Source organism: Bradyrhizobium sp. SZCCHNRI2009, assembly GCF_032485115.1.
GTDB lineage: Bacteria > Pseudomonadota > Alphaproteobacteria > Rhizobiales > Xanthobacteraceae > Bradyrhizobium.
The window spans coordinates 313,645-328,612 of the sequence record NZ_JAUEUH010000008.1; the positions used below are offsets into that span (position 1 = coordinate 313,645).

Annotated in this window: 8 protein-coding genes; 4 read left to right on the forward strand and 4 right to left on the reverse strand. The window is 67.1% G+C overall.

Annotated features, from left to right (window positions below; genetic code table 11):
* Positions 1–252: 252 nt before the first annotated feature.
* Positions 253–5,865 (forward strand): methyl-accepting chemotaxis protein, encoded by a 5,613-nt coding sequence (locus QX041_RS27055; protein WP_315712690.1) that lies wholly within the window; start codon positions 253–255, stop codon positions 5,863–5,865.
* Between the two features lie 283 nt (positions 5,866–6,148).
* On the opposite strand, the gene QX041_RS27060 is transcribed toward QX041_RS27055, so the two are convergent.
* The 3 genes from QX041_RS27060 to QX041_RS27070 form a co-directional block, all read right to left on the reverse strand.
* The gene (locus tag QX041_RS27060; RefSeq protein ID WP_316167128.1) at positions 6,149–7,021 is read right to left on the reverse strand and encodes an MlaD family protein; all 873 of its coding nucleotides are present in this window, start codon (positions 7,019–7,021) and stop codon (positions 6,149–6,151) included.
* Positions 7,022–7,172: 151 nt separating this feature from the next.
* Positions 7,173–7,943: an ABC transporter ATP-binding protein gene (locus tag QX041_RS27065; protein WP_315712692.1), complete on the reverse strand. Its 771-nt coding sequence runs from the start codon at positions 7,941–7,943 to the stop codon at positions 7,173–7,175.
* A 6-nt stretch (positions 7,944–7,949) separates the two neighbouring features.
* Complete coding sequence (locus QX041_RS27070; RefSeq protein ID WP_316167241.1) at positions 7,950–9,083, reverse strand: ABC transporter permease; 1,134 nt, start codon at positions 9,081–9,083, stop codon at positions 7,950–7,952.
* A 158-nt stretch (positions 9,084–9,241) separates the two neighbouring features.
* Here QX041_RS27070 and dgcA point away from each other — a divergent pair, with 158 nt between their 5' ends.
* On the forward strand, positions 9,242–10,237 hold the full coding sequence (gene dgcA / locus QX041_RS27075; protein WP_316167129.1) for an N-acetyl-D-Glu racemase DgcA: 996 nt from the start codon (positions 9,242–9,244) through the stop codon (positions 10,235–10,237).
* Here the strand turns inward: dgcA and QX041_RS27080 are convergent.
* Positions 10,219–11,406, reverse strand: coding sequence for an MFS transporter (locus QX041_RS27080; protein WP_315753169.1), 1,188 nt, complete (start codon positions 11,404–11,406; stop codon positions 10,219–10,221). The two genes, dgcA and QX041_RS27080, sit on opposite strands and share 19 nt — an antisense overlap.
* A 75-nt stretch (positions 11,407–11,481) precedes the next feature.
* Between QX041_RS27080 and QX041_RS27085 the strand changes: the two genes are divergently transcribed.
* Positions 11,482–13,077: a hypothetical protein gene (locus QX041_RS27085; RefSeq protein WP_315753170.1), complete on the forward strand. Its 1,596-nt coding sequence runs from the start codon at positions 11,482–11,484 to the stop codon at positions 13,075–13,077.
* A 205-nt stretch (positions 13,078–13,282) separates the two neighbouring features.
* A complete protein-coding gene (locus QX041_RS27090) occupies positions 13,283–14,962 on the forward strand; it encodes a caspase family protein (RefSeq protein ID WP_316167132.1) in 1,680 nt (559 codons plus the stop codon).
* The last annotated feature ends 6 nt before the right edge of the window (positions 14,963–14,968 follow it).

Sequence of the window (14,968 nt, forward strand, 5' to 3'; positions counted from 1 at the left end):
GCAGAAACGGGAATTCGCAGAACTTCTAGAGTGTTAACGGCGGCTGCTGTTAACGATGATTAAGAATCTCTTAACCACGGCCATTTCTTTCAACAGGCACAGCCAATAGGATGATGCCCGGATGGAGTGGGTCACCTGGCGGAATTTGCCACCCCTGGTGCCTGCGAGGGATGACGTCCGGTTCGAGCGTTGCGAGAGGGCACTCGTACGCGGCTCGCCGGATCGAAATTAAGACGAGGGCTCGGACTCAACATGGCGAACACTCCGAAAAAGGTCAAAGACCCGACTGAAGTTGCGCTGTCCGCCATTCAGGAGGCTTTGAACATCAGCGATTCGTCCGCGCCCACGGACTCGCAGAGCTCGGTCCACGCCGACGGGGCTCCGCCCGTCATGCCGAACGGCGTGTCCAGTCTGGATTCGTTCGACTCGCGTCCGGGCATCGACCGCAGCAGCCTTGACGAGATCGAGCCGCCGCCGCTCGCCGCGCGCCGCCCGGCCAACGACGACCGCGAGACCATCGGCCAATTGCTGCAGGCGATCCAGAAGGGCCGCCCGTCACGCGGCGTCTACACGCTGGCAACCGCCTTTGCAGGCATCTGGATCGTCGGCTGCGTCCTGCTGACCATCGGCTTCCTGCCCGCTTTGCAGACCTTGATCGGCCAGAGCGGCGGCGTGCTGGTCATGGCAGGCCTCGCCGCAGTGTTCTTTGCCCCGGTTCTGCTGTTCTATTTCCTCGCGAGCCTCGCTTGGCGCGGCCAGGAGCTGCGCATGATCGCGCAGTCGATGGCGCAGGTCGCGATCCGCTTCTCCGAGCCGGAAGGCGCCGTCAGCGATTCCATCGTGACCGTCGGCCAGGCCATCCGCCGCGAGGTCGCGGCGATGGGCGACGGCGTCGAGCGCGCGATCGCGCGTGCCGGCGAGCTCGAGATGCTGGTCGCCAACGAGGTTGCGGCGCTCGAGCGCGCCTACAGCGACAACGAGGTCCGCATCCGCGCCCTGCTCCAGGACATCGCCCATCAGCGCGACAACCTCGTGGGCCAGGCCGAGCAGGTCCGGAGCGCCATCTCGGGCGTCCAGATCGACCTTCGCCACGACATCGCGCTGATCTCGGACGCGATCGCCTCGCGGGTCGACGAGGTCGCCAAGAGCATCACCGGCGCGCTGGAAGAGCGCGGCGCCCACATCACGGCCGCGCTCGGCAACGCCGGCGACAACATGATCCTCGCGCTCGGCGAGCGCGGCGGCGATCTGCTCGACCGGCTCGAAGAGGCCAGCGCCGAGACCACCCGCGCCGTGCTCGACGCCTCGGAGCGGCTCACCACCAGCCTCAATTTCAAGACCGGCCACGTCCACGACGAGTTTGCCGACCTGTCGGACCGAGTCCACGAGATGCTCAACGAGCGCATCGACCGCATCACCAGCGAGTTCGAGCAGCGCACGGCGGCCATCGTCGACGGCATCTCGGTGCGAACCGAGCAGGTTCACGACCAGCTCAAGGCGTCCGGCGAGTCCCTCCTGCTGGAGCTCGAGCTGCGCAGCGGCGATCTCGTCACCAAGATCGACGAGGCGAGCCAGCGCATGTCCGGCCACATCGTCACGTCAGGCGAGAAGGCGAGCGAGTCGCTCGATGCGACCGTCAATTCGCTGGTCGCCAAGGTCGTCAGCCAGACCGAGAGCACCCACGACACGCTGTCGATCCAGATCAGCGCCTTCGACGAGCTGGTGAAGAACCAGGGCACCGAGCTCGCCGAGCGCTTCGCACGCGACAGCTCGACGCTGGGCGCGCTGATCACCCGGCACATCACCGAATTCGACCGCACGGTGAAGACCTATGGCGGCGAGATCGTCGAGCGCATGGGCCAGCGGACCCAGGAAATCTCCGACAATCTCAAGTCCTATGTCGATACGTTCGATACGCGGCTGTCGTCCAACAGCGGTGAGATCACGGCGACGCTGGATCAGCGGCTGAACCAGTTCGAGACCAATCTGCAGGCCCGCATCACCACCCTCGACACCTCGCTCGATGCGAAGATCAAGACCTTCGACGACAGCGTCGAGGGCCGCCTCAAGTCGCTCGAGGAGAACTTCGACAACCGCGCGACCTCGGTCACCTCGACGATCGAAGGCCGCCTCGGCACTCTGTCCAACTCGCTGACCGACGGCGCTGCCCAGGTGCTGCACGCGATCGACTCGCGGCTGACCGTGCTGACCTCCTCGCTGACCGATGGCTCGGCGCAGGCGATCCAGTCGATCGATTCCCGCCTCAACATACTGACCTCCTCGCTGACTGACGGCACCGACAAGGCGCTCGAAGCGATCGATCAGCGCATCCACAGCCTGTCGAACATCATCGACGGCCGCAGCTACGAGCTGACCGAAGCCGTCACCGCGCGCTTCCAGGACATCCATCAGGGCATCGAGACCCGCGTCGGCTCGATCGCCAAGGACATCGACCATCGCGTGTCGCAGTTCGAGGACCTGCTCGGCTCGCGCGTCGAGGCGGTGGCCGGCCGCATCGAGAGCAGCGGCCGCCAGGCGAGCGACGAACTGATGACCCGCGCCGAGCTGCTGTCCGCCAGCATCAAGTCGCATGTGGAAGATGCGGAGCGGGCGCTGACCAACCTCGTGGTCAACACCAGCGAGACCATCCAGACCGGGGCCCGCTCGGCACAGCAGGCGCTGCTCAACGTCTCGACCGACGTCGGATCGCAGTTGAAGAACACCTCCGCCGAGGTCGAGCGTGCCCTGTCGAACGCAGGCAGCAGCGCGGCCGAGGCCGTGCTGACCAGCGCACGCGAGGCCCAGGCCACGCTGGTCGCGGCCTCCGGCGAGACCGCCGACCAGATCAAGTCGCTGTCGGCCGACGTCGAGCGCACGCTCACGGCGGCAGGCTCGACCACCGCAGCCTCGATCCTCGCCGGTGCGCGCGAGGCCCAGAACACGCTGGTGTCCGCCTCCTCCGATGCCGCCACCCACGTCAAGTCGCTCGCCGTCGACGTCGAGCAGGCGCTGACGGCCGCCGGCTCGGCCACGGCAGCCTCGATCCTCGCCGGTGCACGCGAGGTCCAGAACACGCTGGTGTCCGCCTCCTCCAACGCGGCCGAGCACGTGAAGTCGCTCGCAGCCGACGTGCAGCGCTCGCTGACCAGTGCCGGGACGGAAACGGCCGAAGCCATCACGGCGGGCGCCCGTGATGCCCAGCATGCCCTGCTCGCGGCATCGAGCGAAGCGGCCGAACAGGTCAAGGCGCTGACCGTCGACGTCCAGCGCTCGCTGTCGATCGCGGGGACGACCACCGCGGAAACGATCACCGGCGGCGCCCGGGAAGCGCAGAGCACGCTGATCAGCGCTTCGTCCGAAGCGGCCAATCACGTCAAGTCGCTGGCGGCCGACGTCGAGCGCACGCTCGCCGCGGTCGGAACCAGCACGGCTGCAGCGATCGTCGACAGCGCCCGCGACGTCCAGTCGAAGCTCGTCACCGCCTCGACGGAAGCAACCGAGCACGTCAAGTCGCTGGCCGTCGACGTCGAGCGGACGCTGTCGTCCGTCGGCGCCGATACCGCGACCTCGATCCTCAACAGCGCGCGCCAGGCGCAGATGTCGCTGACCGCCACGTCGGCCGACACCGCGGCCACCCTGGTCGGCAGCGCACGCGAAGCCCAGGCGGTGCTGACGACGACCACGACCGAGACGGTCGCGGTGATCGTCGGCGGCGCGCGCGAGGCACAGAACCTGCTGACCGCCACCTCCACCGACACCGCGGGCCAGCTCAAGGCGATGTCGTCGGAGATCGAGCGCGTCATCAATTCCGTCGCGGCGAACACCACCGATGCGATCCAGAGCAGCGCGCTCAATGCGCAGAGCGCGCTCGTCGCCGCCTCCAACGAGGTCTCCACGCGGGTCAAGTCGACCTCGACCGAGATCGAGCGCTCGGTGCTCGCCGCCGGCAACTCGTTCGGCTCGGCCATGACCGGCAAGACCGACGAGATCGTCACCTATGTGCAGCAGCAGAGCGAGCGGCTGTCGCAGATGCTCGACGGCAAGCGCGGCACCCTTGTGGAGGCACTCAACTCGAAGACCAACCAGCTCACGATCGAGATCGACCGCGTCACCACCGACGCGCTGAAGGCGATCGAGGTCCGCGGCCAGAACTTCGCCCAGAGCGTCAATGGCAACGGCTCCGAGGTCGCCCGCACCATCACCTCGGCGGGAGAGCTCGCGACCACCGCGATCACCAAGTCGCTCAAGGAGCTGGAGCAGGCCTCGCGCGCGGCGATCGAGCAGTCGCGCCAGGTCTCGGTGGCCGCGGTCACCGAGATGCAGGAGACGAGCAAGATCCTGCGCACCGATACGGTCGCCCTGTTCGAACGTCTGCGCGAGGGCAACATCCTGCTGCAGGAGGTCCTGACCGGCGCCCACGACAACCTCAACTCGCTGGAGCGGGCGCTGGTCACCCGGGTGGCCGACTTCGTCACCGCGATGAACGACGTCACCGCGCGCAACGGCACCGCGACGCAGACGCTCGAGGACCAGCTCAACGTGTTCAACTCCAAGACGTCGCGGGCGCTGGAGGATCTCAACTCGCTGTCCGGCCAGTTCGACGCGCATGGCAAGGCGCTGATCGAGGCGGCGGCCATCGTCGAGCAGAGCAACCGCGATGCGACCGTCTCGATCTCGGATCGCAAGACGACGCTGGAATCGCTGGTCACCACCATCGATCTGCGCACCGCCGATCTCGACCAGCGTCTGACGCGCTTCACCACTCTGCTCGACGAGTCCTTGGCGGCCGCCGAGGAGCGCGCCCGCGACATCGCCCGGGTCGTGGCGGAAACGGCGGGGGCCGGCTCGACCGCGCTCAGCCGCCAGTTCGAGGCCATCCGCGCCAACGCGGAGGAGGAACGCCGCCTCACCACGTCGCAGATGCAGGAGATCTACCAGCAGAGCACGCAGGAAGCCGATGCGATGTTCAAGCAGTCGGCGGAGAAGTTCGCCACGCTGGTGTCGAGCATGAAGCAGATGACCGCCGAGATGCATCGCGAGCTCGAGGCGACGCGCAACGAGCTGCGCCGCGGCGTGCTGGAGATGCCGCAGGAGGCCGCCGAGAGCACGGCGCAGATGCGCAAGGTCATCGTCGACCAGATCGAGGCGCTGGCCGAACTCAACCGGATCGTCGCGCATCACGGCCGCGGTCTCGACGTGGTCAGCGCGTCGCGTCCCGCCGCGGTCGCCGCCCCCGCGGCCGTGATCCGTCAGGAAGAGCCGATCGTCGCCGCAGCCGTCGGCGGCCGGCCGGACATGCGCCTGCGCGAGCCGGCTGCGACCAGCGTCGCCAACCTGCCGCCGCCGGATCTCGGCATGCAGCCGCCGGCCCCGCCGCCGCAGCCACGCCGGGTCGAGGCGCCGCCGATGGGTCCGGTCGCCGATCAGCGCAGCGACAACTGGTTGTCCGACCTGCTCAACCGGGCCGACAACAGCACCGCCGGCCAGCCCCAGCCGCCGCGTGGCCGCGGTCCGGCGCAGCAGTCGGGCAATCCGCTGGAGTCGCTGTCGCTCGACATCGCACGGCTGATGGACCGCAATCTCGCGGCCGAGATGTGGGACCGTTACCAGCGCGGCGAGACCAAGGCGTTCTCCAAGCGTCTCTACACCCCGGCCGGCCAGAAGGCGTTCGACGAGGTCGCCCGCAAGTACCGCGCCGACCGCACCTTCAAGCAGACGGTGGACCGCTACATCACCGAGTTCGAGCGGCTGCTCGACGAGGTCGCACGCGACGACCGCAATCCGCAGGCGCTGCGTGCCCAGCTCACCTCGGAGACCGGGCTGGTCTACACCTTGCTCGCCCACGCCGCCGGAAGGCTGGCGTGACGGGAGCAGCGAACAGCGACTAGCGGATGGCGAGGAGCCGACCGCGATGAGAATAGACAACGGAGGCCGCGAGGCCTCCGTTTCGCTTATCGGGGTCCAGTGAAGCGTTTTCGGATTTGCCCGTCGCCGGCCCGACCGGCACGGCAGCCGTCGTTGCAGGCGCCCGGGATGCCAGTCAGCATGAGACGGGACAATGCCAAGCCGAGCGTGGAGCAATCGGTGCATCGCCGCGGAGGGCACCGAGGCGCTGCCTCTCGCTACGCCCTGCGCCCGCCCGCCTCCCTCACCGCCGCCCGCTGGTGGGCGCCGCGGGCGCGGGCTGCGAGGCCTGGGCGTTGCTCGGGCTAGCGTTGCTGGCCCCGAATAGGACCCGGGTCGGATTGCGGTCGAAATTGTTCACGGCGCGGCTGATGTCGGACAGCGTGCGCCGTCCATCGGCCATCAGCGCGCCGGAGCGCTTGTCCAGATCCTCGGCGAGCTCTCGGATCGATTTCACCGTCAGGAACAGCTCGCCGCCATCCTTGCCGCCGGCCAGCGTGTTGAGACCGAGCATCAGGGTATCGGCCTTGCCCATGATGCCGTCGACACGGCTCATGACGCCATCGATGCGCTCGGAATTGCGGGCCAGCGACTGGGTGAACACCTCGAGATTCTTGATCGAGTTCTTCACGGCGTCCTGGTTGTCCGCGACCACCTTGTTGATGTTCTGCAAGGTGGCTCGGATCGCTTCGGTCACGTCCTGCAGCCGGGTCGGATCGGCACGCAGCACCGGCACGCCATCCTCGTCGAGCGGCGGCGGCGGCGCAGCCTCCTCGCCGCCCTTCAGCGAGATCGCGGCGACGCCGGTCAGGCCCTGGAACTCGAGCCCGACCAGGGTGTCCTTGCGGATCGGCGCGTTGTTCTCGACCATCGCCAGCGCGACGACGCGGCGCGGATTGTCGAGCTTGACCGAGATGACCTCACCGACCCGGATACCATTGAAGTTGACGCTGCCGCCGTTGCGCAGACCCGCGGCCGGACCCTCGAACACGACCCGCAGCGGGCTGCGCTGCTTGGTCGTGTGCAGGCTCTGAAACCAGAGGACAAATCCGATCGCCGAGGCAATCACAGCCAGCGTGAACGACCCGATCAGGACGTAATTCGCCCGCGTTTCCATTACCAACTCCGGTACCGGCACGTCGCGGCGGTCATCCGGCCCCCGCTTCCGTGCACTGTCGGTTGGCGCCGGACAGCGGCACCCACCCCATCAACTTTGTCGCGGCAGTCCCCACTCCCGCTCACAAAAATCGTCCCTGGGGCGCGTCGCGCTACCCCATCACGGCTCGGGCACGCTTGCCGTGGAAATACTGTCGGAGCCACGGATGTTCGGAGGCCTGCATGTCGGCCATCGATCCCGCGGCGATAATCTTGCCGTCGCCCAGCACGGCGATGCGGTCGCACGCCGTATACAGGCTGTCGAGATCATGGGTTACCATGAAAACCGTCAGTCCCAAAGTGCGCTGCAGGGTCCGGACGAGCTCGTCGAAATCGCCGGCGCCGATCGGGTCGAGCCCCGAGGTCGGCTCATCGAGGAACACCAGCTCCGGATCGAGCGCGAGCGCGCGTGCCAGCGCCACGCGCTTGATCATGCCCCCCGACAGCTCGCTCGGGAAACGATCAGCAACATCGGGCCGCAATCCGACCATCACCAGCTTTGCGATCATGATCTCGTCGAGCAGACGCTGCGAGACCTTGAGATACTCCCGGACCGGGAACTGGATGTTCTGCCGCACGGTGAGCGAGGAGAACAACGCGCCCTGCTGGAACAGCACGCCCCAGCGCCGCTCGACGGCGCGGCGGCCGGCACGATCGGCGGCGTCGAGATCGACGCCGAACACCTCGATGTTGCCCGACAGCTTCGGCACGAGGCCGATGATGGTGCGCGTCAGCACCGACTTGCCGGCGCCGGATGGACCGACGAAGCCCAGGATCTCGCCGCGCTTGACGTCGAGGTCGAGCCCGTCGAGCACGCGCGTCTTGCCGAACTGCACGGTAACGTCACGCACGCGAATGATCGGATCGGAGACCTCCTGCATCATCTCAGCTCACATCCCGACCGCGGCGAAGAAGATCGCGAACACGCCGTCCATCACGATGACGAAGAAGATGCCCTTCACCACCGACGAAGTGGTGTGGCACCCCAGCGACTCGGCACTGCCCTGCACTGCCAGTCCTTCGACGCAGGCGACGATCCCGATCACCGCCGCCATCACAGGCGCCTTGAGCAGCCCGACCTTGAAATGATCGATCGAGATCGCATCGCGCAGGCGCAGCAGGAAGGCCTCGGGATCGACGCCGCCATAGAACCAGGCCACCAGCCCACCGCCATAGAGCGCGGCGATGTCGCCGAGGAAGGCCAGGATCGGCAGTGCGATCACCAGCGCGAGCATGCGCGGCAGGATCAGGACCTCGATCGGATCGAAGCCCATTGTGCGCAGCGCGTCGATCTCCTCGCGCATCTTCATCGAGCCGAGCTCGGCCGTGTAGGCGCTACCCGACCGGCCCGCGATCATGATCGCCACCAGCAGCACGCCGATCTCGCGCAGCACCAGCACGCCGAGCATGTCGACGACGAAGATGTCGGCGCCGAACCTTCGGAAATGGAAGATGCCCTGCTGAGCGATGATGCAGCCGATCAGGAAGGTGATCAGCACGATGATCGGCACCGCGCGCCAGCACACCTGCTCGAGATGATGGATGGTCGAGGTCAGCCGGAAGCTGCGGGGATGAATGAGGACCCGGCCGCTGGCGACGATCACGGCGCCGAGCATGTCGATCAGCGCGGCGATCGTGCCGAAGATGCCGGCGACACTGAGGCCGATCTGGCCGAGCATGCCGGTGATGGTCACCATCGTCGCGTCGCCATTGGGCGCAGTGCTGACGCGTCGAACCTCGTCGACCAGGCTGGCGTAGTTCGCAGAGAGCCCATCGATCCGGACCTCGACGGTTCCGGTCGTGAAGCTGCGGCGCAGCCGCTCGATCAGCCAGGCGCCGAACGTGTCGAGCTTGGAGACTTGGGAGACGTCGATGGAGACATCGATCTTCTTGCCGGCGAGCTTTTCGGCATCGGCGACGAGCCGTTCGAGCGACGGCGCAAAGGGCGCAGTCCAGGCGCCGGTCGCGCGCAGCGACAGCGCGTTGCCATCGCCACTGCGCTGCAAATCAGGGCCGCCCTTCACGACGGCCATCCTCGGAGCCTTGGACGTCCGCTCCTTGACGAGAAAAATCCCACCGCGTCGCTACCACCTTGCCGGAGACCACTATCAACAGCCATAGTCGGTCAGATCGCGCAAGTCCCAAGCGCCTCATTCCGGTTCACAAAGCGCCAGACTTTCAAATGACTTCCAACGGTTTTCCAATACTGGACGCTCGGATCGGCCACTGGCCGATCGCCGGCAGCTTCACGATCAGCCGCGGCGCCAAGACCGAAGCCGTGACAGTGATCGCGGAGCTGCGACACGGGACGATGGTTGGCCGCGGCGAATGCGTGCCCTATCCGCGTTATGGCGAAACGCCCGATGCGGCGCTGAGCGCCCTGCTCGCGATGCGCGATGCGGTCGCCTCTGGTCTCGACCGCAACGCCCTGCAGACGGCGTTGCCGCCGGGCGCGGCGCGCAATGCGCTCGACTGCGCGCTGCTCGACCTCGAAGCCAAGCGGAGCGGCCGGCGCATCTGGGACCTGCTCGGACGTCGCGCACCGGCACCGTGCGTCACGGCCTACACGATTTCGCTCGGGAGCCCCGATGTGATGGCCAAAGCTGCGGCCAAGGCCGCGCATCGCCCGCTGCTCAAGATCAAGCTCGGCGGCGACGGCGATCCTGCGCGGATTGCAGCCGTGCGAGCGGCGGCGCCGCAGTCACAACTGATCGTCGACGCCAACGAGGCCTGGACCGAAGCGAATTTGGAATCCAATCTCGCAGCCTGCGCCATCGCCGGCGTCACGCTGGTCGAGCAGCCGCTGCCCGCAGGGAAAGACGAAGCGCTCGGAAAGATCGCGCGCCCGCTCACCGTCTGCGCCGACGAGAGCGTGCATGACCGCGACTCGCTCGAAGCGCTGCGCGGACGCTATGACGCCGTCAACATCAAGCTCGACAAGACCGGAGGACTGACCGAGGCGCTTGCGATGGCCGAAGCCGCGCGCGCGCTCGGCTTCGACATCATGGTCGGCTGCATGGTGGCGACATCGCTGTCGATGGCACCGGCCATGCTGCTGACGCCTTTCGCCCGTTTCGTCGATCTGGACGGTCCGCTGCTGCTCGCCGAGGATTGCGAGCACGGCCTGCACTACGAGGACAGCCTGGTCTATCCGCCCGATCAGGCGTTGTGGGGCTGAAACGACAGGCTTCGGTGCGCGATCCACATCAGGACGCCGCCCGCTCCGGCCATCGCGGCCATCACGTAGTAGACACCGGGTCCATAGGCCGCATAGACCGGCCCAGAGAGGGCCGATGCCGCCGAGCCGACCACTCCGCTCGCAGCCGCATAATAGCCCTGCCCGCGCGCCGTCAGCTGCGCCGGCACTTGGCGGACCAACAGCCCCATGGTTCCAACCAGGGTCAGCCCGAAGGTGAAGCCGTGACTGATCTGGACCGCGGCGAGCCCACCCGCATGGGGCTCCTGGGCCGTGAGGCTCCAGCGCAGCACGGCCGCCATCGCGCCGATCATGACCAGGCTCGCGGGCGCCAGCGTGAACCGGGGCGACAGGGCGAACACGACGATCTCGGCCAGCACGCCCATGGTCCAGAGCCAAGCGATGGTCAGCCCGCTGAAGCCCTGCGCCTTCCACTCGATGGCGGAGAACGTGTAGTAGGCCGCATGGCTTGCCTGGATCAGCGCCGAAGCGGCGATGATGCAGAGGAAGCTCGGATTGCCCAGCAGACTGCGCCCGTCCCGGGCCAGGCCGGCGCCATGCGGCAGCGGCGGCAGCGCCTGCAGCAGCAGGCTGCTTGCCGCACCGCACAGCGCGACCGAGACGATGATCCAGATCAGCTCGGACGACGGCGCGAAGTCGACCAGCCCGCCGCACAGCAGCGTTCCGGCGATGAATGCGGCCGATCCCCACAGCCGCAGGCGACCGTAGTTCAGGCCATAGCTCATCACGCCACGGAGCGCATAAGCGTCCGTCAGCGGGACAACGGGTGTCCAGAGACAGCAGGTTGCCACGTAGACCAGGAATACCAGCCAGGGTTCGCGCTGGAAGGCAAGAGCCACAAAGCCCGATGCCGTTGCGAAGGTGGTCAGCCGCATCGCGGCGCGCAGGGCCTGCCGGCGCTCGGCAACCGCGGTGATCAGCGGCAGGACGGTGAAGCGGGTTACGGCGGGAACCGCAACGATGACCCCAATCCATGCGGCATCCAGGCCGATCGCCCGTAGCCATACGGGAAAGAACGGCAGATGCGTGCCCGAGAGCACGAACACAGCGCCATAGAACAGCCCCAACCTGTCCGCGAATCGGCGCGACAATACCGGCGATGTGGTGGAGATTTGTCGGGACAGTGGCATCAATTCAATTGCGATTCGATCAATATCATGGTGATCGTTATGCCAACGCGCAGCAATGTGCGCGATAGGTTTGCCATGGTCGATGAAGTCTTCGCCCTCTCGCCGATATCCGCCCGTGCGGCTCAGCCGAACGAGGCCGATTACGAGGCGATCCGCGACGCCTTCATGGAGACGTCCCGAGGCCGCTGGTTCCTTGGCGAATACGCCAAGCGCAACCGCAATGCCGACACCAGCATGGTGCTCGACGCGGTGGCCCGCATCGAGCATGCGCTGGCCTCACAGCGTCAGCAGCAGCAGGAGTTCGAGCAGGCCGACAGCAAGGCACTGCCCGAAGCGCTGGCCGCGATCCGCGCCACGGTCGAAGACGCCGCACTCGCCGCCGCCACTGCGGTCGACAGCATGGCCCTCGAGCAGAACCTGGCGCCGGTGCGCAAGGGCATCCGAATCATCAAGGAAATTTCCTGGCGCTGGCGCGAGATCGGTGCGGACTCGCGGATCTGCGACCTGATCGATTCACAGGTCACGTCGATCGAGGCCGCCTGCGACCAGCTTGCGTGCGCCGACCCCAAGGTCGCGCTGCTTGCGGCCTTCGAGATCATCAAGACGCGGCTGAAGGAGTTCGACGCGGAGAAAGCAAGCATTCCGCCCGCGGCTGACGAGATCGAACCGGCGACCGAAGCTGCGGCCCCGCCGACACCCGATGTCGCATCGGGTCCGACTGCGGCGGCGACGGTCTCGGCTGAGCCACAGGTGGCTCCGGAGCCGCAGCCCGTGCCGGAACAGATGGAGGCGGCCCAAGCCGGGCTTGAGATGACCATTCCGCTCGTTGCCGCAGTGGCCGCGATCGAATCGGTCGAGACATCCTCCGGCGCTGATGCTGTGATCATGGCGGCTGCAGCGGTTGAGGCCAGGATGGTCGACACCGCCGCTTCGGCGGTGGTGCAGCCCCCGGAAGCTGCGACCGAGCCGTCGGTGGACGAAGCCCTGCTCGAGATCGAGCAGCACGCCGCGGCGGCCCTGGATGACGCCGTCGCCGCAGAAGCCCACGACGAAGCCATCCTGGAATTGGTCGCGGCGGAGATGGGTGCCCCCGATCCGATCGACGATGAGGAGTTCAGCCGGGCCAGGACGCTCGGCTTCGACATTGAGGAGCCGACCTCGGTCGACGACGACATCGTCGCGAGCTTCAGCGAGACAGCGCCGTCGGAGCCGGATCTCGTGCTGACCACGGCAGAAGCCCCGGTTGCCAGCGCGGCGCCGGCTCCCGCTGCGCCCACGATGTCGGCTCCGCCGATGCCGGCCCCGCCCGCGGCGGCCCCGCGCATGGCCTCGCCTGCAGCCCCGGCGCCGGTCCCCAGCGTGCCCGTATCGCCACCGCTTCCGGAGGCGATCACCATCGAGACCCTGGCCGCCGTGGCGGCTGCGGTCGCAGCTCAATCTCCCGCAGCGGCCCCGAAGGCTGACGTTGCGCCGATCCAGCAGGTCCGCCCGACCGCCGCCGCGGCTCACAGCACCAGCGCGTCCGCGATGCCCAAGCCTGCCTACGAGCCGTCGCTGGGATCGACGCTGCTGTCGAACGGCCTTCTGCAGCGGCCGCAGGCACCCGCCAACGACTCGTTGGCGCCGATCCGTCGCATGACCCAGCCTGAGAAGATCGCATTCTTCTCGTAGGGCGAGTGCATCTCGGCCGCCTCCTGTTGAACCTCGATCGCTGAGCACCGAAAGGTGCCGCGTTGATGGGTGACGCGGATCACGTACGCTGCTGCGTGATCTGCGTAGCCTGATCCTCAAGCCATTCGCTTTGCGCATGCTCGAGGAGAACGCCGTGTCCGTTCCGAAATTTCGCGCTGTAACATCCGCCTGGAAATCCCTGCTCATGTCCGCGCTGCTGGGCCTGATGGCCTGGGTCGGCCCGGACTCGGCGTTCGCCGCCGGCAGTGAGCTCGACAACCTTCACACACCACCGCGCGCGCTGGCAGCTCCCTCACCGGCCAAGGAGAGCAACACGCCCGCCGCGATCCCTCAAGGAGCCGAGCCACGCGTCGCGCTCGTGATCGGCAATGCGAGCTATCAGAACGCGCCGCCGCTGGAGAACCCGGACAACGACGCCCATGCTGTTGCCAAGCTGTTGAACTCGGCCGGCTTCGAGGTGATCACGGCGACCGACCTGACGCAGAACGAGATGCTCAAGGTCGTCGAGGATTTCTCGAGCCGGGTGGCAGCACACGGCCCGAACACCGTGGCAATGGTCTACTACGCCGGCCACGGGGTTCAGCTCGCGGGCGAGAACTATCTGATCCCGATCGATGCCCGTATCTCAGCGCCCTCCGACCTGACGACGGGGACCATCCGTCTGGTGGACCTGATGGCAACGCTCGACGCCATCCCGAGCCGCATGCGGATCGTCGTGCTGGACGCCTGCCGCAACAATCCATTCCCTGCCATCAACGATGCCGGACGCGGACTTGCCATCGTCGACGCGCCGAACGGCTCCATCCTCGGATACTCGACCTCGCCCGGCGCCGAGGCGCTCGACGGGCGTGGCGAGCACAGCCCGTACGCGCAGGCGTTCCTGAACCTGGCGCGGCAGCCGAACCTGCCGATCGAGCAATTGTTCAAGCGCATTCGCCTACAGGTGAACCAGAGCACCGACGGACGACAGACGCCATGGGAAAGCTCCTCGTTGACCAGTGATTTCACCTTCTTCGGGGATACGCTGGTCGCGGCGGCGCGCCCTGCCGAGAATACGCCGGTGATCCAGATGGCGGCCAACCTGCCGAGCCGTTCCGTGCGGCAGGCCTATGACTACGTGCTGTCGGAGAACCGTCCGCAATATTATCGCGAGTTCATCGAGCTGTATCCGCGCGATCCGCTCGCCGACCGCATCCGCGCACTGCTCGCCGGCCTCGTGCAGGCCGCGGCGTGGCACCAGGCCGTGCTGGCGAATTCGCCGGCCGCCTATCAGAGCTTCCGTGAATCCTATGCCGACAGCCCATATGCGCCGGTCGCACTGCGGCTGCAGGGACAGCCTCGGCCCATCCCCGTGCTGCAACCGAGCCGTCTCATGATGCCACCGCAACTGGCACCGATCGCGCGACCGTTCAATCCCGGTCCGCAGATCCAGAGCCATCCAGCCCCGCAACCGACGCTGCCGGCCGCCACCGTGCCGCACGGACCGCTGCCGCCAACGGTGGTCACGAAAGGCAATGCCATCAACAACGCGGGTCCCAACAAGGTCGTCGATCCCGGGCCTATCGCTCAGACCAAGTTGCGCGACAGGATCGTGCCGCCGACAAATCCGCCCGTGGCTACGAAAATCCAGCGCGATCCACTGAAGCGCAGTCCTGGGCGGCCATTCGACGCCCGCGAAGTGCGGCGTCCCTTCCCCGGCAATTCCGGACCGTTCAAGCCGAACATCAACGCGTCGCATCCGTCGATGGCGCGTGGCCAAGGCGGGATGCAGGGCGGCCCGGCGCGGAGCACGCCGCACGTCGCGCAGTCCGGACTGCGGATGGGCGGCGGGGGATTTGCAAAAGGCGGCCTCAGCTTTCACTGAGGCTTG

Coding starts and splice junctions, on each gene's coding strand:
- QX041_RS27055 (WP_315712690.1), top strand. CDS start 253: ATGGCGAACACTCCGAAAAAGGTCAAAGACCCGACTGAAGTTGCGCTG.
- QX041_RS27065 (WP_315712692.1), bottom strand. CDS start 7,943: ATGATGCAGGAGGTCTCCGATCCGATCATTCGCGTGCGTGACGTTACC.
- dgcA (WP_316167129.1), top strand. CDS start 9,242: ATGACTTCCAACGGTTTTCCAATACTGGACGCTCGGATCGGCCACTGG.
- QX041_RS27060 (WP_316167128.1), bottom strand. CDS start 7,021: ATGGAAACGCGGGCGAATTACGTCCTGATCGGGTCGTTCACGCTGGCT.
- QX041_RS27080 (WP_315753169.1), bottom strand. CDS start 11,406: ATGCCACTGTCCCGACAAATCTCCACCACATCGCCGGTATTGTCGCGC.
- QX041_RS27085 (WP_315753170.1), top strand. CDS start 11,482: ATGGTCGATGAAGTCTTCGCCCTCTCGCCGATATCCGCCCGTGCGGCT.
- QX041_RS27090 (WP_316167132.1), top strand. CDS start 13,283: ATGTCCGCGCTGCTGGGCCTGATGGCCTGGGTCGGCCCGGACTCGGCG.